We start from the raw sequence: 24,699 nt of genomic DNA on the forward strand, positions 1-24,699 counted from the left end.
ATCTCCATAATCGTATTGTGTTGGACATGGTAGCGCGCCCTCGAGTTTATTATAAAAGATAATTATTAAATACAAACTAATTACTTATTAACTATTGGTTATTTCTTTGTAAAATGTTATATCTATTATCATTTAGGTATTCAGAATTCAGAATATTTCAAGATGTTTAACCATTCTTTTATTCTGACTCCTGAATTCTGACTCCTGACTCCTGTTATATGGTTTTAAATTTAAGCAGCTGGCCCTGGAGACTTTGGGCCTTTACAGCCAACTCTCTGGCCAGTTCCGCCACTTTCCTCGCTGAAGAACTATGCGCGTCCGTAATTGCGTCTGATTCCATTTCCGCCGTCCCGGCTACGGACCTCATCGTCAAAACTACCTGTCCGGTACCCGTGGAGATTTGTTCCATACTCCGGCTTATTTCCGTTATGCGTTCATCGGCATTTGCTATGGAGCGATAAATATTATTTAAATATCCTTCAGCGTTACCGGTCAATAAGAGACCTTCCTTTGCTCCCTTTCTGCCTGCTTCCACCTTCTCCAACACAGCTTTGCTTTCAACTTTGACGGCATTTGTCAACTCGCTTATTTCTTTAACCGATTGTCCGGCAATTCCCGCGAGTTTCCTTATTTCATCAGCCACCACGGAGAAACCTCTACCGTATTCCCCTGCCCGCGCCGCCTCTATTGAAGCGTTTAATGATAAAAGATGCGTTCTTTCTGATATGTCTTTGATTATATCCAATACTTGTCCGACTTTGTCCAGATGTCCGCTCAGAAACTCAACAGAACGCGATTGGTCTTCCATTAGGGTGAAATTCTCATTGATGTTTTCCAAGATGCTTCTGAGAGCCGAACGTCCACTTTCCACCGCCATCCGTACCTCGCGGCCGGCTTCTTCCGTCTCAAAAATCCTGGCGGATATTTCCTGAACCGAAGAAGCCATATCATTAACCAGCAAGCCTGTCTCTTGGATTAATTCTACCTGGTTGTCCGCGACAAAATTTATCTTTTTACTGTTTGCCAGGAGATCTTCCACCAGGGTTTGGAATTCATTTATCAATATTGCCAGATCGTTTAACATTTTGTTAAAACTTTTCCCCAAAACAGAATACTCCAAACCAACCCCTTCCTCATGGGCGCGCACAGTCAAATCACCTGTTCCCGCTTTTCCCGCGACCTGCAGCATGGCGGCCAACGGTACGGCAATCCTTCTGGACACAAAAAAGCAAATCAAAAATGAAGCGGCAATAGCAACCAGACCGATTGTCAGGGTAAAGTTTCTCAGTTTATTTATCGGGGCCATATAATCATCCACAGAAATACAAGAAACGTAAATCCAATTTTTCCCTGGTATATTGACATAAGCAGCGTTATACTTACTCCGTCCATTTTCAAAAAATAAAGTTCCACTTTTTTTCTTAATTATTTCCTCAATGGCAGGTTGGGGAATAAAGTCGCTTTGTCCTGTTTTTTCGCCTAGTTCAATTACATTACGGCCATCTCCATCGATCAACCGCAATTCTGCCCCGATCCCCTTATTACTGAAATATGCTAATTCCTGGGTCATTAAATAACCGGCTTTGTTTCTTAGTTCCCTGCTATCTACTGTTGAGGTAAAAAGTTCAATTTTATCCCCAACGTTTTTTACCGAAAGATTTAAGTTATCTGTAATCAATCTTTCCATGTTGCTTTTTAATGTGAAATATGTTGTACCCCCTAACAAAATTACAACGAGAATAACAAGGGTGGTGAACATTATCATAATTTGGGTTTGAAACTTTAAATTAAACCACCATTTACCAAACTTCTGAAATGTTTTTCTGTTGATAATATCTGTTGTTATCATCCTCACACCTCCTAATTAACCCTTAAGTGGCAGTCATCTTCCGGTGTATTCTCCTGCCAAGCCAGCGGGCCGTCAGGTTGAAGCCAAGCACAAACAGGATCAGCACCGCCGCGGAGCCGTCCGCTACCCTGCGCAGGTCGGGGATAAGCCCCTCGGCGTTAATCTTCCATATATGAACAGCCAGGGTTTCCGCCGGGCGGAACGGGTTTAGAGGCGAGGATCCGCTGAAAATATTCCACTGATTAAAATTCATTGCCGGGCTGGCCATGCCGGCGGTAAACAGCAACGCCGCGGCCTCTTCAAATACCCTGCCGCAGGTGATCACGACACCACTGATTAAGCCTGGAAAAGCGGCCGGCAACACTACCCTGCAGATTGTCTGCCAGTGGTTGGCGCCCAGGGCCAAGCTTCCCTCGCGCAGGCCGTCCGGCACACCGCGAATAGACACCTCGGTGATCCTGATCATGAATGGAAGGTTCAGCACCGTCAGGGCAAGCGCGCCCGAGATTAGCGAGTAACCCCAGCCGGTCATATTGACGAAAACCAGGAGGCCGAAAAGACCGACTACAATTGAAGGCAGGGAATTCAATGTCTCAATGGATAGTCTGATTGCTTCAGTTAACTTGTTGGTACCCGCGTATTCAGACAGATAAACCCCGGCCAATAGACCTATGGGAATTGTAATGGACATGGACAGCAGCAGGAGATAAAAAGTATTAAAGATCTGCGGCCCGATACCTCCGCCGGCGCTGATTGCCTGTGAAGGCTTTGTTAAGAAACCCCAGTCAATATACTTTCCTCCATGGTAAAGTATGTAACCGATTATGGCGCCCAGAAAAAAAATGACGGCAAGGGCGCCGGACCAGAATATTACAGTGGCGATCCGATCGATGCGGCGTGAATTCATCGGGCTACTCCCCCTTTACGTACGACAAAACGTAAAACCAGAATAAAAAAACAAGACATCATCAAGGTAAATAAACCCATTGACCAGAGCGCGTTGTTCCATAAGGAACCCATTGGCGTATTGCCCATATCCATGGTAATAGCGCCGGTCAAAGTAATCACCGGATCTATAATTGATGTAGGCATTTTTCTCATATTGCCGATTACCATCTGTACAGCGAGCGCTTCGCCGAAAGCCCTGGCCAGCCCCAGCACAATACCAGTGATTAAACCGTTGCGGGCGGCAGGAATAAGGACATGGCAGATGGACTGCCAGCGGGTGGAACCCAGTGCCAGCGCCGCCTCTTTATATTCACGGGGCAAGGATCTCAGGCTGTCTGTCAACACGCTGACGATAGTGGGCAGAATCATTATTGACAGCACCAGAAAGCCGGCCAGGATGCTAAAACCCATGCCGCCAATATTATCCCGGATAAAAGGAACCAACAGGCTTAAACCGATATACCCGTAAACCACGGATGGAATACCGGCCAGGAGCTCGATTGAAGGCTGCAAGAACCTCTGCCCCCAAGACGGCGCGATTTCGGCCATAAATACGGCGCAAATGATGCTGAGCGGCGCGCTCAAAAGAACAGCCAGCGCCGCGATTGTTATGGATCCAAAAATAAAAACCAGCACGCCGACTTGCGGGCCGCCATTTTCCGGCGGTCGGTCGGGCCACCATTGAGTGGAGAATAAAAACTCCTTAACACTGACCCCGTTGATTATAAAAGTAGACATTCCTTTTACGGTAATAAACGACACAATTGATACAACAGAAATTATTGCAATAACCGCCGCCCCCATGGTTAGGAGTCTGCCCAGCAATTCGCTGTTCAGTCTAAATGCCCCAGTTGCAACATTATTTTTCATCAATATCACTCCCCGATTCCACAATCAATCTACGGCGTTTTTTCAAAAACAGGGCCGGGTGACGGCCCTGTTTATTGTCCAATAAAATAATTTTCTGCTGGAACGCTGCGCAGACTATTTATTTTTAACGCTGCCATCCACACTTCTGACAATTTTCATTTCAGTCCCCGGAATATAACCAAGCTGAGGAACAATATTTTTCTGCACCTCATCAGTCATCATGAAATTCAAAAAAGCTTCCGCCACCCCGCTTGGCTTGCCCTTGGTGTAGCTGTGTTCATATCCCCACACCAGGTACTTGCCGGTAGTGATATTTTCTTTGTTGGGCGCAACTCCGTCCAGGCTGACAGCCTTTACGCTGCCGTCCAGATAAGACAGCGCCAGGTAGCCAATCGCCCCGGGAGTATCGTGAATAATCTTGCGGACTGTGCCCGAAGAATCTTCCTCAATGCCGGTGGCCTCCTCAGCGCCGCCCAGCGCAAATTTCTTGAAGACCGCCCGTGTGCCGGAAGCTTTCGGGCGGTTCACCAGCACTATTTTTTGATCAGGACCGCCCACGCTGTTCCAGTTAGTTATTTTACCGGTAAAAATATCCACCAACTGTTGCTTTGTCAGGTTGTCAATAGTAATTGCCGGGTTAACCACCGCAGCCATGCCGACAACACAAATCTGGTGGTCAGTAAGTTGTGAAGCATCGATACCTTCCTTTTCTTCAGCGTAAATATCCGAATTACCGATGTCAGCCGCTCCCTGCGCGACCTGGGTGAGGCCGGTGCCGCTGCCGCCGCCCTGCACCACTACTTTGGCATTCGGATTCTTGGCCATGAACTGAGTCGCGGCCTGTTCCATCAGCGGCTGCAGGGCGGTGGAACCCACCGCGGTAATGTTGCCGGACAACTGCTGGGCCTTGTTATCCGTCCCTTGTTGAGCCGCCTGTCCGCCGCAGCCGGCCAACGCTATCACAGTCGACAGGCACAATGCGGCAACTACCATAAATTTTGCTTTTTTCAGCAAGTCTTTCTCCTCCTTGTAACTTTTTTATATGATAAGTGGCTTTTACAACGCCACAAATTTTCAGTGCGTCTCCCGAAAACGATAGCCCACCCCGCGCACCGTTTCGATATATTCCGGGTTGGCCGGATCTTTTTCAATCTTCAGGCGTAAGTACCTGATATGAACGTCTACGGTGCGTGATTTCCGGTCATAATCGTATCCCCAGATTTTTTCCAGGAGCGAATCCCTGGTAAATACCCGGCCAGGGTTAGCTACCAGCAGGTAAAGAAGTTCAAATTCTTTCTGGGTAAGTTCCAGTCTTACCCCGTCAAGCAACGCTTCGTACTTCTCCGGCTGAATTAACAAACAGTTTACCCTTACCTCTTTTTTTGCAGCCTCCTCCTCGACAGGAGGCTGCTTGCGGCGCAGGTGAACCTTTACCCTGGCCACCAGTTCCCTGGGGGAAAATGGCTTGGTGATGTAGTCATCCGCGCCCAGCTCCAGCCCGAGCACCTTGTCCAGCATTTCATCCCTGGCGCTTAACATAATGACTGGAATGGAGGCGCTTTGCCGGTTGGACTTTAAGATGCGGAGCACGTCAAAACCGTCCATTCCCGGAAGCATTTTATCCAGAATAATCAAATCAGGTGTTTTTTCGCCGGTTAACTTAATCGCGTCATTCCCATTAGTTGCTTCAATTACCTGAAAGCCTTCTTTTACCAGGTTATACTTCAGAAGCTGCAGGATATTGACCTCATCGTCCACAACCAGGACTAGCGGCATCTCAAATCACCCTTTTTCATCAACAACTTTCAATAAAACCAATCCGGCCCCTGCGGTCATGAACATATACACTGCCGGGAATGGATTTGGCATAACATTTTAGCTGCGCGGCCTTTTCAGACAGAGTCTTCAAGTCCGCCTTTTCACCTCCTTCGCACTCGATAACAGCCATGGACACTGATATAAATGGGAACCACTTGGCCCGCCCTTCCCTGTCGTACCCGAGAATCCTGCCCTCCTTTCGATCCTCCGGCAGATAAAAGGATTTAATCAAGCGGTCAAAATACTTGATGATCCGTTCACACAGCGCGTCCGTACGTTCTCTTTCAGTAACCATGATAAAATCGTCTCCACCGATATGTCCCAGAAAATCTTTCTCACTGCCGTATTTGTTAATTACACTATTCAATAGCTTCGAAGTGAACAAAATGACTTTGTCACCGTTCTCAAAACCATATTTGTCGTTGTATATTTTGAAATTGTCCAAATCAAAGTAGACAACACTAAAAATCGGACTTTCTGTTGCACGCTTGAGCAACTCCTGCTCTATGCTAATGTTGCCCGGCAAACCGGTCAGGGGATTGGCCCCCCTGGCCAGCTCCAGGCGGATCCTGGTCATGGTGTCCAGGAGGTTTTGAACCGAAACCACGCCTTTCAGTAAATTGTTCTTTGTTACGATGATATGGTCGTAGAGTTTGAGCCGGTCACGGTTCATAGCCACCTGAGACACTAACTCAATGGTCGCGTCCTCCTCGACAACAAGTGGGGAAACATCCATAATCATAGAAATTGGACGCTTGTAATAAAGAGGAACCCCATACTGCGTGCCAAGGTGGCGGTAAAGAAGATGGCGCATAACCAGCCCCAGGGGTTCTCCTTCATCTGCCACCACCACGCCCGCAAGAAGCTCGTCATTATCCAAAATTTCTTTGACTTCCCGCACAAGAGTGTTTTTTTCAACACAGACGGCGTTTTCAGTAATGCTGCCCACCGGGAAGGCAGGTTTCCAGAAACGGTTGCGATTATTGGATGCCAGGTGGATTATTTTCGCGAAAACATCATCACTGATATGCTCCTTTGGATAAGCAGGCTTGCCTAGCAAGAAACCCTGTCCGTAATGCACGCCCATCTTGGCAAGCGTATTCAACTCTTCCTCATCCTCAATGCCCTCCGCGATAATCGAGCAACTAATCTTTTCGGCAAATGTCGTGAATGTCTCCAGAAGCGCTCTCTTCACCCGGTTGGCATGAATGCCTCTGACCAGAGACATATCGATTTTAATAAAGTCCGGTCTTATTTCAGCAATCGATTGGAGACATGAAAATCCGGAACCGGCATCGTCAACCGCCACCAGGAAACCCTGACTACGGTAATATTCAAGAGTCTTATTGAAACAGGCAAAGTCATCAATACAGTGCCTTTCGGTTATCTCGAAAACAACATTGCATGGATTCAAGCCCATTTCTTTGATTAACTTTATGGTTTCACCCCTGACAAAGTTTGGATCACCGAGGGAACGGGGGTGGATATTCAAAAAAAGCTTCTGGTCGGCTCCCAATCTGCCAAGCTGATTGATGGACACCTGACGGCAGAGCTTTTCCAGCGGGTAAAGCAGGTTTACTTCTTCAGCAAAAGAAAAGATAACATCCGGATTGTGAAAATAGCTGTCCCGGGGTCCTCTGGTAAGCGCTTCCCAACCCAAAACACAACCTGATTGAAAAGAAATGATGGGCTGGTATACAGCGTTAAACCCCGTGCCGTCAAGAAGTTCTTTAAATTCATGCAGCAGTTTTGCTTTTTGTTGATCTATAGAGCCTTTGGCGACACTCTGCGCTTCCCGCACGGCATTATACAGCTGGCTTTCCAAATTTCCGGACCTGTGGCTGATGACGGCGCAGCCTACATGGATTTCAAGTGCCCTTCCGGCTAATTTAATAATTTCTTGCTTTAAATTCTTCTTTAATTTAATTCGTAAAGTTAATGGCATTTCTCTCAGTATCGCCGCGTCCGGCACTTGTTCCACCGCGATAAGCGCGACATAATCATCACCCCAAAGGTTTTCCACGGCCAGCACCTTCGCATCCGGGAACAGCCCGGGCATTATATGCTGCAGGGCTTTTTTAAATGTCGCGAGCACACGCATGGCTATTAAATGCCCGTTTATCTGTTCAATTTCATGGAATCTGGCAATGTCAAAGTAAAATACCACTACTGAGTTTAACTTATCAAGACAGGACCCGATTGTTCTCAACAATGCCGGATTCTTTAAATGTTGTTGGCTGAAAATATAACTGTTATTAACGCTGGAAAATTTGACAAACCGCTCGAACAGACCAGCAACTTTTGTTATAACGTTGTTGATGGTAAACACCCCCCACTACACATTTTTCTGTCAGTGCTCATGGTTGGTTGAATGTTACGTTTAATATATACCTACGATGTTAAATAATGTTTATTAATGAATTAACGTTTCGTTAAATGAAGATTATATTTATGTAATATGCCCAAAGGTCACTTATCCACAAATAGCAGAATGTATATTTCCCTAACAATAAGAAAACCCGGCAATTAATACCGGGAAAGGAGAGGAGATAGCTAATATTTCTGATTTGTCAGCGATTCGTTTAATAGTATACCTAATCGTTTAATTCTTTGCGTTCACCGGTTGCCAGGTAAACAATCCGTTCACCGATGTTGGTCGCATGATCGGCGATCCGTTCCAAGTGACGGCTGGCGAACAGGAGAGCGGTTGCCTGGTTGATGGTCTTCGGATTTTCCATCATATATATAAGCAGTTCCCGAAAGACCTGATTATGCAGACTGTCCACCAGATCGTCTTCTTTAGCCATAGCAACGGCAAGTTGAACATCCTCCCGCACATAGGCATCCAGGGACTCTTTCACCATTTTCTGGGCAATTTGCGCCATCCGGGGAATGTCAAGCAGAGGTTTGATCAAGGGCTGGCATGCTATCCTTCTGGTTATCTTGGCAATATCACATGCCAGATCAGCCATTCTTTCCAAGTCGGTAATGATCATCAGTCCTGTCGCAATGCGCCGCAAATCCTTGGCTATTGGCTGCTGGGTAGCAATGAGCTTCAGGCATTTATTCTCTATCAATTGATGCTGTTCGTCGATAAGCACATCTCCGTCGATTACAGCTTGAGCCATATTTTCATCCTGCTTGGCAAGGGATTCTACTGCGCGGGAAATGGCCTCTTCCACATAAAAACCCATGCGTGTAATCTCTTGTTGGAGTTCACTTAAAGCCTGATCAAATGTTGCCCTGGTCCTCATGTGTGATGTTCATTCTCCTTTCATCGCCTGCCTGTTTTAGCCAAAGCGGCCAGTAATGTAATCTTCTGTACGCTGATCCGACGGTTTAGTAAATATTACTTCGGTTTTGCCGTATTCAATCAGATCGCCGTTTAAGAAAAAAGCGGTGACACCGGAAACACGGGCGGCTTGCTGCATGTTATGAGTTACAATAACAATAGTGTAGTCGTTTTTTAACACTTGAATCAACTCTTCAATTTTCATAGTTGCCAGCGGGTCTAAGGCTGAAGTGGGCTCATCCATTAGCAGCACCTCAGGCTCCACCGCAAGCAGCCGGGCGATGCACACCCGCTGCTGTTGACCGCCGGAAAGTCCCAACGCCGACTTATGTAGCCTGTCTTGCACCTCGTCCCACAGAACTGCCGCGCGCAAGCTCTTCTCTACAATCTCATCCAATTTGCGCTTGTTTCTCTCCCCGTGAATACGCGGCCCGTATGCTACATTATCATAAACCGACATCGGAAAAGGGTTGGGGCGCTGAAATACCATACCCACCCTTTTGCGCAGGTTAACCACGTCTTCGTCCTGGCGGTAGATATCCATGCCATCCAAAAGCACCACACCGTCCACTCTTACTCCCTCGATCAAGTCGTTCATTCTGTTCAAGATGCGCAAAAACGTCGACTTGCCACAGCCGGACGGTCCAATAAGAGCTGTAACCTGGTTTTCCTCTACTTCCAGGTTCACGTTCTTTAGGGCTTGAAAATCCCTGTAATAAAGGTTTAATCTTTCAACAGATATTTTTGACGATGTCAAGCTGTTTGCCCCCTCAGTCAGGCTGACCATTCTAGTATTAACGCAAACATGTGTCGTATAAATTATAATTGAGCCAGGTTATATTATTATTATCGCTTTGTTAAATGCCCTGTTAAATATTGTTAAATTTAGATTAATTCTATGCATATTTTTTAAATAAAAAAATGATCATGCCGCAAGCTTCACGGGTTATGTGCATTGGTTAATGGAAAAAAGTCAGAGCTGCCAGTACCCCAATTAAGACTCCTACAATAACTTCCATTGGCGTGTGTCCCAAGTTTTCCAAAAGGTCTTCACTCGGAGACACTCCTTCCTGGCGGCAAATCAAGTTAATGCGTCGGGCATGCTCACCCACAGCGCGTCTCAAGGTTATGGCGTCATAGATGACAATACCGCCAAAAACGGCTGCCACTTGAAAAAAGGGAGATGTCCAACCGTAAATAAGGCCCATAGTGATAGCAAGTGAAGTAACCACGGCAGCATGGGAACTTGGCATTCCCCCTGGTTGGAGGAGACGGTGCCAGGGCAGACTTTTATACCTGTGTAATGCCAGTAAAAGCTTTAGCCCTTGACATGCTACCAGGCTGCTCCCTGCAACAGATAGAAAATTTTCTAAAACCCCAACACTAGCAGGCATTAACATATTCACCTTCTAACATTACCTCCCGGAGTTGAAGTAAAAAGGAACAGCCGCACCAAACTCATTCCATAACCACCCGGTAAGTAAGGACGCAGGCAATAATCCAATCCCCACTATCATTGAATACATACCCAGCGCGCTCGCCTTTAAATTTTGAGGGGCTACGTCTGCCACTAGCGCCTTCTCGACTCCTTTTGTCAACCCGGTGTAAATTCCGTACAAGGCAAATAGCAACCAGTACCAACTGTTTGATTGAACAAAACCAAGGTAGACTACACTGTACAATAAGTATCCTGAAACCAGCAATCCTTTTCTTCCCAATCTATCTGATAAATGACCGGCAGGATAGGCAGATAATGAGGACACTGAGTAAAATACCAGGTATAGGAGAAGGACACCGGTTGTCGGCACTCCAGCATCAGATGCCCGAAGGATAAGGAACTGGTTTGAGGAATTGGCTATAGTAAAAAGAAGAATTACCAGCAATAAACGTTTTAATCGTTGCTCCAGACCACTCCACTTAAATTCAAATTTGTTTTGTTTTGGCTTGTGCATTTTCCTTTGACTCCCTAATCCAAAAAAGAAAACCAAATCCTATAACTACGGGTATAATCGAATAGAAAAAGACAACCGAAAAACCCTCGCTATTCCTGGATATAATCGCATAAGCTATTCCGGTGCCGGCAGCGGCTCCCAGCATATCCATCGCTTGGTGAATTCCAAAAGAGCGCCCATGCCTGCCTTTAACACCGGACTCGGCTATCATGGCATCGCGGGGTGCTGTTCTGACACCCTTGCCAATACGATCGAAGACCCGCCACAGGAAAACACCTATCCAGGAGCTTGCCGGGACCAGTAATACTCTTCCGACAGCGGAGAATCCATACCCGAAAATAGCCAAAAATTTACGATTATTCATCCGATTTGATCAAGTTTAATTTTTATAGCACCTGATTGTATGCAGACTGGCAATGCAAGCTGCTAGCCAGATACCCCCAGCGGCAAATCCGGCGACAACATCACTGGGAAAATGCACACCGAGATAAATACGGCTAATTCCAATGGCAAGTATAAGAGCACACGTTAGCACGATCACATACCATGACTGTTTGGATCGCTCCCGCAGGTTCATCCATAGCAAGTAGCCAAGCATTCCATAAAAGGCTGCGGAAACCATCGCATGTCCGCTGGGGAAGCTATAGCCTCCTGCTTCCACCAAATGACGGATATCCGGGCGGGAGCGGTGAAATATGTCTTTCAACAGTATATTCAGAACCCACCCGCCGGCTAGGCTGCTGGTCAACGCCACTGTTTCCCAGATATGTTTCAAACGAAAAATTAAATAGCCCCCTACCACCAGTAATAAGGTTATTTCCACAAAGGCGGACCCCAGCTGGGTAATGACTATGGCTAAACTCGTTAATCGTTCGGTGGCATAGCTTTGGACAAAGTTTGTGATCGATGCGTCAAATGTCCCGAGCTCTTGCTCTAAAAGATCTTCAGCCAGATTCGCGAACAACACCAAAAGAAGAGAACTGGCCACAATCCCCCAAGTCAGATGTTTACCAAACTTTTCGATGAGGGAATGGTAAGAGAAGTCATGCGGCCACTGGCTAAGCATCTGAGTTAACCTTCCCCGGCAGCAGGCTTGCTGCTAAAGCACCTGTGGCAAAGATAAATACAAGTATCCCCCATAATATACCTAATGCGGGGAAGTTGAGAAAAGCAACTAAAAATAGCGAGCCAATCAGAACCTGGTAATAAGGTTTTTGCCCCCAGTCAAAACTTTTTAACAATAACTCACCGATTATTGAACTTAAGGCTCCTAACCCGACAGATAATAGAATAAGAAGTATTAGTCCCAATAAAACGGCTACCGGTATGCCCCAGATTGTTACTGTAAGAGCCGCAAAGATCAGACCCAGGCCGATCGTTGCAAATAATCCCATCAAACCAACCTTTTGCGTATTGGACTGTAGCATTAGCTTTGCCTTTTTGACCCTGTTCTTGAACACAAATAAAGAAGCAAGGCTGATTAGTAAAATCAACAAGGCCAGAAACATTTTAGCCAGCTCGATCAAACCAAAAGCGCCAACACCCAATAGCAGACTGTTTAAATTCTTGTTAGTAAGATTAATATGGAAGAAACCTTTCCTAACCTGAGCCCCCGGTTCCTGGGTTAATTCTCCCCCTAATAAAAATACCGCGCCATTGACCCGGGCTGTGCTGGTTAAATTAAGATTGCCGTTGATCACAACCACGTCGTCGGTAACAAAGCCGGAAATGATTCCGTCTTCACCATAGAGGAATACATTTTCAACTCTCTGGCCTTCATTGACTGTCTTGCTATGCTCAAAGACAGACTCTACAGCAAAGGCATTGACAGAAAAACAGCTTAATAGCGCCATCAGAACTAGTAGGAAACATATCCTTCGTTTCATGAAATAAGCTCCTCTCTGGATAAAGCTGAATATACCCGCCCGAAGCCGTAAAAGGCGCCTATGGCTCCAACTGTCAGAATCAATCCCACGGCCAGGTTTGTTCTGTCTAACGGCAATTGCCAGCTTAGTTTTACCATAAGTGAAGTCACGGTTGCGAGGTGCTTGACAATAAAGCTGATCACTTCAAACAAAACAGAGCCGAAAAGAATTACTACGGTGCCCAGGAAAAACAGGCTTAGTAGTCCCCATGACTGAAGCAGCTTGTTGATAGGGTTCTGGCTATATCTCTCGGAGCTCTGAATTCGGTTTAGAATCTGTACTGTCAATAACGGACTCGCTACTGGAAGGGAAAATTGACGAACTACGCTCGAAAGCGCCTGTAATCTATTCAGAGTTTCCCTGCAATGAGCACAATTTTGCAGGTGGTTTTCAATAGCTTTGGCTTCTTCACTGGAGAGTTCTCCATCCAAATAGCCGGATAAATTCTCATTAGAGCAACTTAAATCAGACACCTCAAAAACCTTCTTCCCCCAGCTTTTTTAATAAAATCTTGCGGGCTGAGAATATGCGGGACTTGACTGTTCCGAGAGGGATATCCAAAATCTCACTGATCTCTTTATAGGAATAATCCTCCCATTCTCTCAGGATTAAAGCGGCTTTGTACTCGTCAGGCAGTGTTTTTAATGCATCGATCAATCGATCTTGTTGTTCCTTCTTTAGAGCAATTGTTTCAGGCTCATCAATAAAAGTATCTTCCACCTGGCTGACATAATCAAGGGGAACTGTTTTGAACCTTCCCTTTTCCCGGGAACGTCTGAAAGCCAGGTGGGTGATGATTTTGGCGAACCAATTGCGAAAAGCTTCCGGCGCCTTTAGTTTCACTATATTGTGATACACTTGCAAGTAGGCCTCTTGTAGGACCTCTTCCGCGTCGTAGGGATCATTTAAAATGCCGTAGGCTATGTTCAGCCCCCTTTGTTGAGTGCTTTGAACAAGTTTTTCAAAGGCCGTCAAATCACCTGTCTTTACTTGTTCAATAAGCGAAACCTCAACCAACGAATAAGCCTCCTCTATGCGCCGGTAGACTTATCGATCAGGTGAGCCCAAATTGTTACCAACTTACCGGCAATTCCATCCATATAAAGCCATAATCTATTGGCCATAAAGCTTCCTATCAGACCTGTCACCATTCCACCCAGAATATCCAGAGGATAATGGGTTCCGCAATAGACTCTGGAAAAGACCAGCGCAAGTGACATTACTGTCAATATTGTACCCCATCTTTTGTTTTTGCCAAAGATGCTTGCCGTAACGGCTGTCGCTCCTGTCGCGTGGTCGCTAGGGAAAATTTCATAATCCAAATTCATTCTGGAACCTCCTGCTTCTATTTATAAAGAGACATGAAAGACAAAAAAGTTCGCAAAAAACCCTAAGCAGTTCTCTACCAAATTATTAGGAGCACTCCTATTATTAGATAAGGTACAAAGTAACTCTTTTGATTTATACAAACTCATCAAGGGAAGAAATGAAAAAGAAATCAAACTTGCCATAAAGGGTTTTGAGGAAAATGGCAGAATAAAGATTACCATATCCCAATAATCTAATGTTCAATACATGACAATTGAGGATGAAAAGATTATTAACCTGATATAGTTGATTTTCAGGGGAAAAAACATTTGGGAGGTTTGGGGATTGGTATGTTGTAGACATGGAAAAAGTCTGTTAATTATACTTTTTAGCTTACTGGTATTGATCATTTTATCATATACAGCCTGTACCCAAAAAGCTCAAACGGGGAATAACGGCGAAGCAACTCAAAATGGTGCTGTACGGCAAAGTCCGTCAATGCAAATAGATCCTCCTCAAAAAACTACAGACCGGCAACCAGTCATAAACAAACCCGCACCGGCAATTACAAGTAACAAACAATCCTTTACGTTTGATGTCCTAGGCGATTCAAAGATACTGCCAGGTAAGGAGAATTGGCTTGGCAACCGGGTGTTGGCGGAAGCCGTAACAAGGATTAATCAGGACAACCCAACTCTCGTTGTTTATTTGGGAGACGGCGCTGACCAGGGTGGGCCGGTGGAAAACCTTGCGGCTTTTAGAAGCTACCTTGATAAATTACAGCCATCATGGTATCCGGTTATTGGTAACCACGAATTGAATAAAGGGGCAGATCCTAATGGTCTGGCGGGAAACGGCGAGGGAAACTTCCAGCGGGTTTTTACCGATAAGTTACCAATGCAAGGTCGGAGTTATTATTCTTTTAACTATCTGAACACACATTTTATCGTCCTGGATACGGCATGGCAAAGTGGATATGGGCCTGCTGAGGCAGAACTAAAACCAGGCAGCCAACAGTGGGAATGGCTTAGCCAGGACTTAGAAAATGCCAGTAAGCAAAGTCGGCACATTTTTATTTTCGGACACAAACCACCGGTATCTCCTTTCCGTGCCGGGGGACCGGATACCGAATCCAATTTACCTGACGGGCATGGGTCTAGTTGGGGAGATCCTGGCGTTGCCGCTGAATTTATGCAACTGGCTGCCAGTTATCATGTAGATGCCGTTTTCTCCGGTCATATCCATATGTATAACCGATTAGACATACAGGGATTACCGTACATAATTACTGCGGGTGCTGGTGCAAGTTTATATGCTTCCCAGGAGTCCGGTGGCTTCTATCACTATGTCAAATGTCGTATAGATGGGGAGCAGGTAAGCTATGAGGTGGTAAAATTATCACCTTAATTTGCGGGTTCATGTATCCATACACTGCCTTGGGTGGATCTTGAATAATTTTTTAACTGCTCCACCTTTTTTGATATAACTTTTAAGTTTATCCTCTCTCCCATTCCACAATCAATCACATACATAGATAAAAAAGGCGGATCCTCTTGTTCATAGGCTAAGTTCCTGTTTGTTTTTCGCTTCTCTTGCTCAGTTAAAGACATAATCAAGCTGTCATAGCTTTTGACTGTACGCTCACAAAATGAGTCAATACGTTCTTTTTCAATAATCGCGATGAAGTTGTCACCTTTAATATGAGCCAGAAAGTCCTTCTCTCCTCCATATTTCTTTAATATGTTAGCTAAAAGTCTGGCTGCAAACAATATAATACGGTTTCCACCCGACAATCCATATTTTTGCCTGCACATTTTATGCGGCAGGCTGACGTAAACAACGCAAAAAGGCACTTTCTCAGCAATACGTCTGCGTAGTTCCTGTTCCAAAGCAATATTGCCGGACAAGCCGGTGAGAGGATTGATATCCCCGGCCAGTTCCAAACGAATCCTGGTCATGGTACCTGGTAATATCTGATTCTTGTTCAATAAACCAATAAATTGTTTAACTAAGCGAACGGGCATCAAACAAATGGAGATCATCTCAATCCCCCCGATAACAACTTATTAACCAAGCATGTTCAATTATTAGAAACCGCGGGGCAGGCCACTCCGTGTCCCGCCCCCGCAACTTTCAGTCTTATTATTTGCTTTTAATATTACCTTTAGCGTCTCTCGTTATTTTCATATCAGTTTCAGGAATATAGTCTAATTGCGGGATGATATTTTTCTGCACTTCATCAGTCATCATGAACTTTAAGAAATCGTCCACCACGCCGCCTGGCTTGCCCTTGGTGTAGCTGTGTTCATAACCCCACACCAGGTATTTGCCGGTTACGATATTTTCTTTATTGGGCGCTACGCCGTCCAGGTTGACAACCTTCACGCTACCGTCCAAATATGAGAGCGCCAGGTAGCCAATCGCGCCGGGAGTATCGTGAACAATTTTCCGGACAGTACCGGAAGAATCTTCCTCAATACCGGTAGCCTCCTCTGCGCCGCCCAGCGCGTATTTTTTGAAGACTGCCCGGGTGCCGGAAGCTTTCGGGCGGTTTACCAGCACTATTTTTTGATCAGGGCCGCCCACGCTGCTCCAGTTAGTCGTTTTGCCGGTAAAAATGTCAATCAGCTGCTGTTTGGTCAGGTTGTCAACAGTGATGGCCGGGTTTACCACACAAGCCATGCCGACGACACAGATCTGGTGGTCAGTAAGCTGTGAAACATCTATACCTTCCTTCTCTTCAGCGTAAATATCCGAATTACCGATGTCGGCCGCTCCTTGCGCGACCTGGGTGAGGCCGGTGCCGCTGCCGCCGCCCTGCACTACGATCCTGGCATTCGGATTCTTGGCCATGAACTGAGTCGCGGCCTGTTCCATCAGCGGCTGCAGGGCGGTGGAACCTACCGCCGTAATGTTACCGGACAACTGCTGGGCTTTGTTGTCCGTCCCCTGTTGAGCCGCCTGTCCGCCGCAGGCAGCCAGTACCGCCGCGGCGGCCAAGCACAGCAAAACGACAAACATCAATTTTGCCTTTTTCAGCAAACCTATCTCCTCCTCGAAACCTAGTTGTTTTTTATACAAAGTGACCTTCACCTAAAGCCACTAATTTTTAGTGAATCTCCCGAAAACGATAGCCCACCCCGCGCACCGTTTCAATATATTTCGGATTAGCCGGGTCTTTTTCAATCTTTTGCCGCAAGTAACTGATATGAACATCCACAGTACGAGATTTTGGTTCAAAATCATATCCCCAGATCTTTTCCAGCAGGATGTCTCTTGTAAAAACCCGGCCGGGGCTCCCCGCCAGCAAGTGAAGCAGTTCAAATTCTTTTTGTGTCAGTTCCAGTCTCACACCGTCAAGCAGCGCTTCATATTTCTCCGGTTGGATGACCAAACCGTTTATCCTGACTTCCTCAACTTCCGCCGGCTCATCTTCGACTGAAAGCATTTGCCCGCGGCGCAAATGGACTTTTACCCTGGCTACCAGTTCCCTGGGAGAAAATGGTTTGGTGATATAGTCATCCGCGCCTAATTCCAGCCCAAGCACTTTGTCCAGCTCATCGCTCCTGGCACTTAACATAATCACGGGAATAGAAGCGCTTTGCCGGTTGGCTTTTAAAATGCGCAGCACATCAAAGCCGTCCATTTCCGGGAGCATTTTGTCCAGAATAATCAAGTCCGGCGCTTTTTCGCCGGTTAACTTAATCGCGTCGTTCCCATTAGTTGCTTCAATGACCTGGTAGCCCTCTTTTGTCAGGTTATACTTCAATAGTTGCAAAATATGGGCCTCATCGTCCACAACTAGGAGCAACGGCATCTTAAACCACCCCAATACACTATAAAACAATCCGGTTAAATACGCGTTATCGGGAGTTTAACCATTTATTAAGATATTATTAACTTTGTGTAAAACCACCGCCATTTCCCCATTACACTTTTTTCTGCCAATGCTCATGGTTGGATAAAAGTATCCTTGATCCAATTTCGTATTTCGTCCCTAACCCGCCTGTAAGCCGCGACAATTTCTTCCTCAGAACCTTTTGATATTGATGGATCTTCAAATCCTTTATGCAATGATTCTTTTGCCCCGGGGAAGACCGGGCAGGCTTCTCTAGCATGATCACAGACCGTGACGACACAATCAATTCCCGCGTTGTAAAATTCATCAATACTTTTAGAACGTTGTTTTGTTATATCAATATCTATCTCTCTCATGACCTCGATGGCTTGAGGGCTGACGCGTGACGGCGCGGTACCCGCGCTATATGTTTCGTAATATTCACCAAACATATGTCTTAGCAGGCCCTCAGCCATTTGTGAACGGGCAGAGTTGTGAGTACAAATAAACAGTACCTTTTTCTTCATATATAACCCACCTCATTTTATGAGTGATATTGCTGTGAATTTATATTTTGGGGATTTACGAAGATTTAACGCAAATTCGTTATAAAACGGTAATATTTGATTGATAGTACATCTAAAAAGGAGGGTAAAACATGAAAAATAATATTATGAGTGCGAGTGAAGTAATAAATCATTCGGGTTTAATATATCCCATGAATGTTAAATAATATTTATTTTTAATTTAAGATTTTGTTAATTTTTTTTATTCCTGCCATGACCATCCGGCGGTCAACCGGGCATCTTCCCCGGTCCAACCGCTCTCTAGCGCCAGGATCGTGTCGCCTAGAAATTCGGCTTCTTCCTCATCGTGGGTTACCAGAACAAAAGGTATCCGCCACTGCTGGTGCAGGCTTTTTAGTTCATGCCTCAGGTGAACCCTGGTTCTCTTGTCCAACGCGCTGAATGGTTCATCCAACAAAAGCAGCTGCGGCTGCACGGCCAGAGCCCTGGCCAGGGCCACCCGCTGTTTCTCACCGCCGGAAAGCCGGTCGGTGTAACGGTCGACAAGATGCCCCACGCCAAAGAAATCAAGTAAATCCAGTGGGTTCCGGGAGGTACTATCCTGCTTGCGCTTCCTGCACTTCAGACCATATAGAACATTTTGCCGCACAGTCATATGAGGGAAAAGGGCATAATCCTGAAATAAATAACCAATATTGCGATACTGAGCCGGGATGTTAATCTTTTTTTCAGATGAATAAAGAATTTTTCCATTTAACTTCAAGAAACCCGATGAAGGCCTCAACAGGCCGGCCAAACAATGCAGAACCGTTGTTTTACCTGAGCCGGAAGGTCCCCAGAGCACCAGGATCTGATTGGCAACCCTAAACTTTAAATCAAGGGTAAAATTCATCAGTTTTTGGGTAAAACAAGCCTCCAACATGACTATCACCGCGATATTATTTATTTTTCCTGCCCCAGCAATTAGCCAAGAAAATGACCAGCAGGCTGAAAGCGGTAACAATAGCTACCAATGACTTGGCTGTGGCGTTATCCCCCACCTCTACCGCAAAATAAATGGCCAACGGGATGGTTTGTGTTTGCCCGGGGATGTTGCCCGCCACCATCAGTGTGGCGCCGAACTCACCCAGCGCCCGGGCGAAGGACATTACCAGGCCGGCCATAATGCCCGGCCAGGCCAGTGGGAGAGTGATAGTGAAAAGTATCCTTGCTTCACTGGCGCCCAGAGTTCTGGCCGCTTTCTCACAATTGACGTCCACACTATTAAAAGCTGCTTTGGCGCTTTGGTACATTAACGGGAATGCCACCACAGTTGAAGCCAGTACCGCCGCCCACCAGGTGAAAATTATCGATATTCCCATACCGTTCAAGAGTTTCCCTAATACACCGTTTTTCCCGATAAACATTAATAAACCATAGCCTAATACAGAAGGCGGCAGCACCATAGGTAAAGTTAAAACCGCTTCCAGCGCCTCTTTGCCGAAGAACTCCCGGCGGGCCAGCAGCCGGGACAGCGGCAGCCCCAGACAACTAACCGCGATCAATGAGATTAGAGCAACCTTAAGAGACAGAATTACCGGGTGCCATTCAACTGATTGGATAAACGTCATACCCTGGAATCATTCCTTAACTTTTTAAAACAGTATTTCTCAAAAACCTGGGACGCCTCTTCACTTTGCAGATAGTTGACAAATTCCTCAGCTTCTTTCTGGTGTTTTGAACTGTTGAGAATAGCCACGGGGTAAACAATATTTTTATGTAAACCAGAAGGGACGGCGGCTATAATTTTAATGTTCTTGCCGGCTACGGCATCGGAACGGTAAACAAAACCCGCGTCCACGTTGTCTGTTTCCACATACGTGATCACCTGGCGCACATCTTTGGCCAGTAGTATCTTAGCCTGTAGCTTATCCCAGAGATTAAGGGTAGTTAATGCCTCCCTGGCATACTCCCCGGCGGGCACCGTTTCCGGGATACCGATACTTATTCTGGCCACACTACCACCGGTTAAGCCTTCAATACTTGAGAGACTGCTGTCTTTCGGCGCTATCAGCACCAACTCGTTCCCCAGGAGGTCTTTAACGGAATTGTGCACAATCAACCCCCTCTGGTCCAGGTTTGACATTTGCGGTTTGCCGGCGGAAATAAAGATATCCACAGGGGCTCCCTCTTCAATTTGCTTTTGCAGGGTTCCGGACGCGGCAAAATTATAACTTATATTTACATTCGGGCGCTGCGCGGCGTATACATTCTTCAACTCTTCCATAGCGTCCTTCAGGCTGGCGGCTGCCGAGACGACTAAATTTACCGGCTCCGCTTTGGCCGGGGTTTGTTCTTTGCCACCTGTACAGCCTGTAAGTACAGCTAGAGAAAAAAACACAACTCCCAAGAAAACCTGCCATCTTCTCATTATCCATCGCCCCTATAGAGGTTTTTACAATCAAAGGCACTAGCAAAAACACTGATAGTTTTGTTTCGTCTGGCGGATAATCGGCTCCAGTTCATGCTTGGCTCCGTCCAGTACACCGTCGCTGGTAGCCGGCAGTAAAGTGAACTCAGCTTGAGGGAAAAATGGTACCAAGTTCATGATAAAAGCGCCGGCTTCTTTTACAGCGATGGCTACCTGATTCAAATGATGATGGTTAATGCCGGGAATCAAAACCGTATTAACTTTTACCAGCATACCTCTCTTTCTGGCTTCCCGAATGCCCGCCAACTGCTTATTAAGCAGCAATTTGGCTCCCGCAATCCCCTGGTAAGGTTTATTATTATAAAAAACCGCGCTGTATATCTTACTGCCTATTATTGGGTCTACGGCATTTACTGTCACGGTTATTGTCTTGACTCCAACGGATTCCAGTTGATCAATACTATCTTCCAACATCAGGCCGTTGGTGCTGACGCACTTGATGATATGTGGGTAGCGTTCGTGCACCCGTTTCAGGGCGTCAATGGTTTCATTACTGGCCAGTGGCTCGCCGGGACCGGCCACGCCGATCACCCGAATCCGCTCGTCTTGACTAAGAATATTATAGACACTTTTTAATACATGCCGGGGTGGTAGAGGCCTGCTGGCAACACCCGGTCTGTTTTCATTTACACAGTCGTACTCTCTGGAGCAGTAACGGCATCTAATGTTACAGCAGGTTGCCACCGGTAAATGAAGCCGGGTAAACCAGCGGCTGACTTTGTGGTTGAAACAGGGATGCTGGCTTAAGATTACTTTTTCATCACTGGTCATTACAATTACCTCCTTCTGTTATTTCCACCTGCTGTTATGTATGTATATGGCCGCCGTACGGACCGGGCGCCATATGGTAAGGAAGGAAGCTTCCTTACCATCCGGCCCGTGTGCGGCCAAAAATTGGGTAACCTGCGGGCTTACAACGCGGCTTATGTTCGGCCCTTATGGCTGGCAGCAGTACTTCCTGGTTATTGTAATCTTGAATTCATTATCACCTGTTTTGCTTTTTTCCCCGCAGAGGCTACCTGCGGCTAGTTCGGCTTCCAGCCACGGCGGAACATGGCTGCACAGTACTTCCAGTTCATAAAATTCGCCTTTGCGGATAAAGGGAAGCAAGGCCTGTTTCGTGGTAATTCCAGTATTCCCTTCTTGAATCTCTTTCAGGGAAATCCGGTAGCAACCATCAGCAACCGCCACGGGAGCCACCCGGTCCACACCGCATTCCCCGGCAACTCTCTTCATCAGCGAATTTTCTTCTTCCATAATGATATGATCAAGAAAATCTAAGGGATTGCCCTCGTATTCCCATACACTGAAACCGCCCTTTTCCAGTTCAAAGTATGGAACACCGGTAATGGAAAGACCTACGAAAATTTTGCACTCGCCCAGGAAATCCTGTACATTCGTCATTTTTTTGCGAAGCTCCGGCAGGCCGGAAGTCCGGCTTATGGAGAACTCTTTTTCTTTTAATATTGTCCAATGGCCTTGTTCCTTCCGGCAGACAGCGATCATACCCCTCTCAAACAAGGAGGCTGTCCGGCCGTCTTCCCCAATATATACGGCAATATCTTCGGGCATTGATTTTCTCCTCCTCCACTGCCATCATTCCCCTTAATTTTTATATGGCTTTCCTACTCCACAGGCCACTGAATTCCAAGGACCTGTCTTCACCCAGCAGGCCGATGGCATCCGCCCTGCACTGAGTGCAGTGGTACATCTGCTGCAGCTCATCCCGGCAAATATTTCTCATTTTATTGACTTCCTTCATGGGTGTCTGGGACATATACTCAAAGGCGCTCCCCTTGGCCGGGATGAGCGGCATGATATTAGTGATGAATACACTCAGATCTTTGACTTTTTTTACGATTTCCGGGATGTGGCCGTCATTTATACCCTTAATCATCACTATATTAACTTTCACCACCACACCCTGCCTGGTCAGGCGTTCTATTCCAGCCAATTGATTTTTGGTCAATATGGCGGCCCCTTCAGCGCCCTGATACCTCTTGCCTTGATAGTTAACGAACTGATAAATTCTTTTACCGATTTCCGGTGTCAGGCAGTTTACCGTCACGGTGACATGCCTGACGCCTAATTCAACCAATTGATCAGCATAATCAGGGAGCATCAGCCCGTTTGTGGATAAACAAAATATCACATTCGGATTGGACTTTTTAATCAGTTCAATGGTTGACTTCGTCTCATTCCAATTGGCCAGGGCTTCCCCGGGCCCGGCTATCCCCACCACGCTCAGGTTTTCCACCCTGTCTTTCACAAAATCATACTTTTCCCTGGCGGATTCAGGGGTTAATATCTCACTGGTCACACCCGGCCGGCTCTCATGCAGGCAGTCGAATTTTCTGTTGCAATAGTTGCAGTTGATATTGCACCGGGGCGCCACGGGCATGTGGATCCTGGCGTATTTATGTTTTGCTTCAAAGGAAAAACATGGATGCTGTGAAGTTCTATACCCGTTTTGCACCGGGTTGCAGGCGCAGTTCATTTTTTTCACCTCGACCTTTGCCGGCTGGCTTTATAGTTCCATAGTAAAATTGCTGGTAAATGTTCCTCCGGTAGTTCTTGTATTTGTTTTCCAGAAGTGTATTGGTAATCCGGTCCAACAACATGGTAGTGCCCGCATAACCTACTGATAAGAGCCGTTGGCCGCCTACCCGGTCGTGGATGGGGAAACCATATCTCACCAGAGGGATGCCCTCCCATTCGGTGAGGTACCTGCCGCCGGAATGGCCGATGGCGATATTGGCTTCCATTTCCCTGCTTTTTTCCCGGATCCGTGAAAAATCCGTCTCACAGAGGACCTGTGCGTTACTACATCCGGCCTCATTTAATCGGGCTTTTAAAAGTCCGGCCAGTTTACCGCTCTTGCCACCCGTCGCCGTCACCACCGGGGTAATGCCGTTTTCCAGGCAGATACCGGCAACGGCGTAAATATTCTCCGGCTCGCCAAAAACCACGCATTTCCCCTGGGCATTATATTTATGAGAATCGATCATGCAGTCGATCAGCCTGCCCCTTTCTCGTTCCAGGCTTTCAGGAACCGGGTTTCCGGTCAACCGTTTTAGCAGGTTTATAAATAAGTCTGTATTTTCCACGCCAATAGGCACGGGCACATTGTACAACGGCACTCCGAAAGCGGATTCCAGGTAATGCCCCGGCGAGAAAACCTCGTCCACCGTCACGCCCATTTGGATAGTGGCCTGCGCACCGGCCATTCCGGCTATATCCGCCAGCTTCGTCCCCCCCGCCGGAACCTTCCGGTAAGGCCTTTCAAAGGCACGGTCCAGAGTGTCTGAAAAGTCGGGCAGCAAGATATAGCTGACTTTCATCATTTTGAGGATTCTCTTAATCTCCCTGATATCGGCGGGACTTATGTTGGGCACAATGATATTAATACCTTTGTGCTTCACTGTTTTCTTAACCAATTCCGCGACAACCCTTTTCACGGCCAGGAAGTATCCTTCAAAGTGGCTGTAACCATAACCCGGAGTGGAAACGGTTACCACCTGTAAATTTTCAAAACCCCTTTCCTCCAGGTAATCCGCCGCGATCCTGTCAATATCCTCACCGATGGTCTCCGCCAGGCAGGTAGTGAGTATACCCACCACTTTCGGTTTGTATAATTTAATTGAGTTGTCCAGGCCTTTTTTCAGGCTGGCTTCCCCACCGTAAATAGTCCCTTTTTCGTTAAGTGATGAGGAGGCGACGTCAATGGGCTCGTTGAAGTGTTCGGCGATATGCCGGCGCATATAAGTGCTGCAGCCCTGTGAGCCGTGGATGATCACCATGGAACCCTCTACCCCTTTGAGAGCAAGAATGGCCCCCAGCGGCATGCACATGCCGCACTGGTTTTCGTTGACATTAAGGTAGTGGGCCTGTTCCATCCCCAT

Annotated in this window: 28 protein-coding genes; 1 reads left to right on the forward strand and 27 read right to left on the reverse strand. The window is 46.6% G+C overall.

Annotation, left to right across the window (positions count from 1 at the left end):
* Nucleotides 1-214: 214 nt before the first annotated feature.
* The 16 genes from L7E55_RS11025 to L7E55_RS11100 all read right to left on the reverse strand — a co-directional run bounded on the left by L7E55_RS11025 (nucleotide 215) and on the right by L7E55_RS11100 (nucleotide 13,982).
* Entirely contained in the window at nucleotides 215-1,849 is a 1,635-nt protein-coding gene (locus L7E55_RS11025) for a methyl-accepting chemotaxis protein (protein ID WP_277444286.1), read from the reverse strand.
* 22 nt (nucleotides 1,850-1,871) lie between these two features.
* Nucleotides 1,872-2,756: a phosphate ABC transporter permease PstA gene (gene pstA / locus L7E55_RS11030; protein WP_277444287.1), complete on the reverse strand. Its 885-nt coding sequence runs from the start codon at nucleotides 2,754-2,756 to the stop codon at nucleotides 1,872-1,874.
* Nucleotides 2,753-3,667, reverse strand: a complete 915-nt coding sequence (gene pstC / locus L7E55_RS11035) for a phosphate ABC transporter permease subunit PstC (RefSeq protein WP_277444288.1) — start codon at nucleotides 3,665-3,667, stop codon at nucleotides 2,753-2,755. The genes pstA and pstC overlap by 4 nt, the downstream gene beginning before the upstream one ends.
* Before the next feature lie 114 nt (nucleotides 3,668-3,781).
* Nucleotides 3,782-4,678 (reverse strand): phosphate ABC transporter substrate-binding protein, encoded by an 897-nt coding sequence (locus tag L7E55_RS11040; RefSeq protein WP_420852039.1) that lies wholly within the window; start codon nucleotides 4,676-4,678, stop codon nucleotides 3,782-3,784.
* Between the two features lie 63 nt (nucleotides 4,679-4,741).
* A complete protein-coding gene (locus tag L7E55_RS11045) occupies nucleotides 4,742-5,443 on the reverse strand; it encodes a response regulator transcription factor (protein WP_277444289.1) in 702 nt (233 codons plus the stop codon).
* 19 nt (nucleotides 5,444-5,462) lie between these two features.
* Nucleotides 5,463-7,814 carry an EAL domain-containing protein gene (locus tag L7E55_RS11050; RefSeq protein ID WP_277444290.1) on the reverse strand — a complete coding sequence of 784 codons (2,352 nt, stop codon included), beginning with the start codon at nucleotides 7,812-7,814 and terminating at the stop codon, nucleotides 5,463-5,465.
* Between the two features lie 265 nt (nucleotides 7,815-8,079).
* Nucleotides 8,080-8,739, reverse strand: a complete 660-nt coding sequence (gene phoU, locus L7E55_RS11055; protein ID WP_277444292.1) for a phosphate signaling complex protein PhoU — start codon at nucleotides 8,737-8,739, stop codon at nucleotides 8,080-8,082.
* 36 nt (nucleotides 8,740-8,775) lie between these two features.
* Complete coding sequence (gene pstB / locus L7E55_RS11060) at nucleotides 8,776-9,534, reverse strand: phosphate ABC transporter ATP-binding protein PstB (protein WP_277444293.1); 759 nt, start codon at nucleotides 9,532-9,534, stop codon at nucleotides 8,776-8,778.
* Nucleotides 9,535-9,736: 202 nt separating this feature from the next.
* Nucleotides 9,737-10,177 (reverse strand): divergent PAP2 family protein, encoded by a 441-nt coding sequence (locus L7E55_RS11065; RefSeq protein WP_338091216.1) that lies wholly within the window; start codon nucleotides 10,175-10,177, stop codon nucleotides 9,737-9,739.
* A gap of 15 nt (nucleotides 10,178-10,192) precedes the next feature.
* Nucleotides 10,193-10,729 (reverse strand): MFS transporter, encoded by a 537-nt coding sequence (locus tag L7E55_RS11070; RefSeq protein ID WP_277444295.1) that lies wholly within the window; start codon nucleotides 10,727-10,729, stop codon nucleotides 10,193-10,195.
* A complete protein-coding gene (locus tag L7E55_RS11075; RefSeq protein WP_277444296.1) occupies nucleotides 10,701-11,093 on the reverse strand; it encodes an MFS transporter in 393 nt (130 codons plus the stop codon). Before L7E55_RS11075 ends, L7E55_RS11070 begins: the two co-directional genes overlap by 29 nt.
* Nucleotides 11,094-11,108: 15 nt before the next feature.
* A complete protein-coding gene (locus tag L7E55_RS11080) occupies nucleotides 11,109-11,795 on the reverse strand; it encodes a phosphatase PAP2 family protein (protein WP_277444297.1) in 687 nt (228 codons plus the stop codon).
* Nucleotides 11,788-12,615 (reverse strand): bactofilin family protein, encoded by an 828-nt coding sequence (locus tag L7E55_RS11085; RefSeq protein WP_277444298.1) that lies wholly within the window; start codon nucleotides 12,613-12,615, stop codon nucleotides 11,788-11,790. Before L7E55_RS11085 ends, L7E55_RS11080 begins: the two co-directional genes overlap by 8 nt.
* Complete coding sequence (locus L7E55_RS11090) at nucleotides 12,612-13,127, reverse strand: zf-HC2 domain-containing protein (RefSeq protein WP_277444299.1); 516 nt, start codon at nucleotides 13,125-13,127, stop codon at nucleotides 12,612-12,614. The genes L7E55_RS11085 and L7E55_RS11090 overlap by 4 nt, the downstream gene beginning before the upstream one ends.
* Nucleotide 13,128: 1 nt before the next feature.
* Nucleotides 13,129-13,671 (reverse strand): RNA polymerase sigma factor, encoded by a 543-nt coding sequence (locus L7E55_RS11095; protein ID WP_277444300.1) that lies wholly within the window; start codon nucleotides 13,669-13,671, stop codon nucleotides 13,129-13,131.
* Between the two features lie 14 nt (nucleotides 13,672-13,685).
* Nucleotides 13,686-13,982: a phosphatase PAP2 family protein gene (locus tag L7E55_RS11100; RefSeq protein ID WP_277444301.1), complete on the reverse strand. Its 297-nt coding sequence runs from the start codon at nucleotides 13,980-13,982 to the stop codon at nucleotides 13,686-13,688.
* Between the two features lie 325 nt (nucleotides 13,983-14,307).
* Here L7E55_RS11100 and L7E55_RS11105 point away from each other — a divergent pair, with 325 nt between their 5' ends.
* Nucleotides 14,308-15,369 (forward strand): metallophosphoesterase family protein, encoded by a 1,062-nt coding sequence (locus L7E55_RS11105; protein ID WP_277444302.1) that lies wholly within the window; start codon nucleotides 14,308-14,310, stop codon nucleotides 15,367-15,369.
* Here L7E55_RS11105 and L7E55_RS11110 read toward each other — a convergent pair.
* The 11 genes from L7E55_RS11110 to L7E55_RS11160 form a co-directional block, all read right to left on the reverse strand.
* Nucleotides 15,366-16,004: a diguanylate cyclase domain-containing protein gene (locus tag L7E55_RS11110; protein ID WP_277444303.1), complete on the reverse strand. Its 639-nt coding sequence runs from the start codon at nucleotides 16,002-16,004 to the stop codon at nucleotides 15,366-15,368. The genes L7E55_RS11105 and L7E55_RS11110 overlap by 4 nt on opposite strands.
* Before the next feature lie 100 nt (nucleotides 16,005-16,104).
* Nucleotides 16,105-16,983, reverse strand: a complete 879-nt coding sequence (locus L7E55_RS11115; protein ID WP_420852040.1) for a phosphate ABC transporter substrate-binding protein — start codon at nucleotides 16,981-16,983, stop codon at nucleotides 16,105-16,107.
* Nucleotides 16,984-17,071: 88 nt separating this feature from the next.
* Complete coding sequence (locus tag L7E55_RS11120; RefSeq protein ID WP_277444304.1) at nucleotides 17,072-17,779, reverse strand: response regulator transcription factor; 708 nt, start codon at nucleotides 17,777-17,779, stop codon at nucleotides 17,072-17,074.
* Nucleotides 17,780-17,913: 134 nt separating this feature from the next.
* Nucleotides 17,914-18,327 (reverse strand): arsenate reductase ArsC, encoded by a 414-nt coding sequence (locus L7E55_RS11125; RefSeq protein WP_277444305.1) that lies wholly within the window; start codon nucleotides 18,325-18,327, stop codon nucleotides 17,914-17,916.
* Nucleotides 18,328-18,568: 241 nt separating this feature from the next.
* Complete coding sequence (locus L7E55_RS11130) at nucleotides 18,569-19,249, reverse strand: ATP-binding cassette domain-containing protein (RefSeq protein ID WP_277444306.1); 681 nt, start codon at nucleotides 19,247-19,249, stop codon at nucleotides 18,569-18,571.
* A gap of 16 nt (nucleotides 19,250-19,265) precedes the next feature.
* A complete protein-coding gene (modB, locus tag L7E55_RS11135) occupies nucleotides 19,266-19,937 on the reverse strand; it encodes a molybdate ABC transporter permease subunit (protein ID WP_277444307.1) in 672 nt (223 codons plus the stop codon).
* Nucleotides 19,934-20,737, reverse strand: coding sequence for a molybdate ABC transporter substrate-binding protein (gene modA, locus L7E55_RS11140; RefSeq protein ID WP_277444308.1), 804 nt, complete (start codon nucleotides 20,735-20,737; stop codon nucleotides 19,934-19,936). The genes modB and modA overlap by 4 nt, the downstream gene beginning before the upstream one ends.
* A 39-nt stretch (nucleotides 20,738-20,776) precedes the next feature.
* Entirely contained in the window at nucleotides 20,777-21,568 is a 792-nt protein-coding gene (locus L7E55_RS11145) for a radical SAM protein (protein WP_277444309.1), read from the reverse strand.
* A 165-nt stretch (nucleotides 21,569-21,733) separates the two neighbouring features.
* Nucleotides 21,734-22,369: a Fe-only nitrogenase accessory AnfO family protein gene (locus tag L7E55_RS11150; protein WP_277444310.1), complete on the reverse strand. Its 636-nt coding sequence runs from the start codon at nucleotides 22,367-22,369 to the stop codon at nucleotides 21,734-21,736.
* 40 nt (nucleotides 22,370-22,409) lie between these two features.
* Complete coding sequence (gene nifB, locus L7E55_RS11155) at nucleotides 22,410-23,294, reverse strand: nitrogenase cofactor biosynthesis protein NifB (RefSeq protein WP_277444311.1); 885 nt, start codon at nucleotides 23,292-23,294, stop codon at nucleotides 22,410-22,412.
* Nucleotides 23,257-24,699 (reverse strand): nitrogenase component 1, encoded by a 1,443-nt coding sequence (locus L7E55_RS11160; protein ID WP_420852037.1) that lies wholly within the window; start codon nucleotides 24,697-24,699, stop codon nucleotides 23,257-23,259. Before L7E55_RS11160 ends, nifB begins: the two co-directional genes overlap by 38 nt.

The sequence above is a fragment of the Pelotomaculum isophthalicicum JI genome (assembly GCF_029478095.1).
GTDB classification, from domain to species: Bacteria; Bacillota; Desulfotomaculia; order Desulfotomaculales; family Pelotomaculaceae; genus Pelotomaculum_D; species Pelotomaculum_D isophthalicicum.

Bases quoted from the DNA above. Each gene is read 5' to 3' on its own strand.
- L7E55_RS11025 (WP_277444286.1), bottom strand. From the start codon at position 1,849: ATGATAACAACAGATATTATCAACAGAAAAACATTTCAGAAGTTTGGT.
- pstA (WP_277444287.1), bottom strand. From the start codon at position 2,756: ATGAATTCACGCCGCATCGATCGGATCGCCACTGTAATATTCTGGTCC.
- pstC (WP_277444288.1), bottom strand. From the start codon at position 3,667: ATGAAAAATAATGTTGCAACTGGGGCATTTAGACTGAACAGCGAATTG.
- L7E55_RS11045 (WP_277444289.1), bottom strand. From the start codon at position 5,443: ATGCCGCTAGTCCTGGTTGTGGACGATGAGGTCAATATCCTGCAGCTT.
- phoU (WP_277444292.1), bottom strand. From the start codon at position 8,739: ATGAGGACCAGGGCAACATTTGATCAGGCTTTAAGTGAACTCCAACAA.
- L7E55_RS11065 (WP_338091216.1), bottom strand. From the start codon at position 10,177: ATGTTAATGCCTGCTAGTGTTGGGGTTTTAGAAAATTTTCTATCTGTT.
- L7E55_RS11070 (WP_277444295.1), bottom strand. From the start codon at position 10,729: ATGCACAAGCCAAAACAAAACAAATTTGAATTTAAGTGGAGTGGTCTG.
- L7E55_RS11075 (WP_277444296.1), bottom strand. From the start codon at position 11,093: ATGAATAATCGTAAATTTTTGGCTATTTTCGGGTATGGATTCTCCGCT.
- L7E55_RS11080 (WP_277444297.1), bottom strand. From the start codon at position 11,795: ATGCTTAGCCAGTGGCCGCATGACTTCTCTTACCATTCCCTCATCGAA.
- L7E55_RS11085 (WP_277444298.1), bottom strand. From the start codon at position 12,615: ATGAAACGAAGGATATGTTTCCTACTAGTTCTGATGGCGCTATTAAGC.
- L7E55_RS11100 (WP_277444301.1), bottom strand. From the start codon at position 13,982: ATGAATTTGGATTATGAAATTTTCCCTAGCGACCACGCGACAGGAGCG.
- L7E55_RS11110 (WP_277444303.1), bottom strand. From the start codon at position 16,004: ATGATCTCCATTTGTTTGATGCCCGTTCGCTTAGTTAAACAATTTATT.
- L7E55_RS11115 (WP_420852040.1), bottom strand. From the start codon at position 16,983: ATGTTTGTCGTTTTGCTGTGCTTGGCCGCCGCGGCGGTACTGGCTGCC.
- L7E55_RS11120 (WP_277444304.1), bottom strand. From the start codon at position 17,779: ATGCCGTTGCTCCTAGTTGTGGACGATGAGGCCCATATTTTGCAACTA.
- L7E55_RS11125 (WP_277444305.1), bottom strand. From the start codon at position 18,327: ATGAAGAAAAAGGTACTGTTTATTTGTACTCACAACTCTGCCCGTTCA.
- L7E55_RS11130 (WP_277444306.1), bottom strand. From the start codon at position 19,249: ATGTTGGAGGCTTGTTTTACCCAAAAACTGATGAATTTTACCCTTGAT.
- modB (WP_277444307.1), bottom strand. From the start codon at position 19,937: ATGACGTTTATCCAATCAGTTGAATGGCACCCGGTAATTCTGTCTCTT.
- modA (WP_277444308.1), bottom strand. From the start codon at position 20,737: ATGAGAAGATGGCAGGTTTTCTTGGGAGTTGTGTTTTTTTCTCTAGCT.
- L7E55_RS11145 (WP_277444309.1), bottom strand. From the start codon at position 21,568: ATGACCAGTGATGAAAAAGTAATCTTAAGCCAGCATCCCTGTTTCAAC.
- L7E55_RS11150 (WP_277444310.1), bottom strand. From the start codon at position 22,369: ATGCCCGAAGATATTGCCGTATATATTGGGGAAGACGGCCGGACAGCC.
- nifB (WP_277444311.1), bottom strand. From the start codon at position 23,294: ATGAACTGCGCCTGCAACCCGGTGCAAAACGGGTATAGAACTTCACAG.
- L7E55_RS11160 (WP_420852037.1), bottom strand. From the start codon at position 24,699: ATGGGGATGGAACAGGCCCACTACCTTAATGTCAACGAAAACCAGTGC.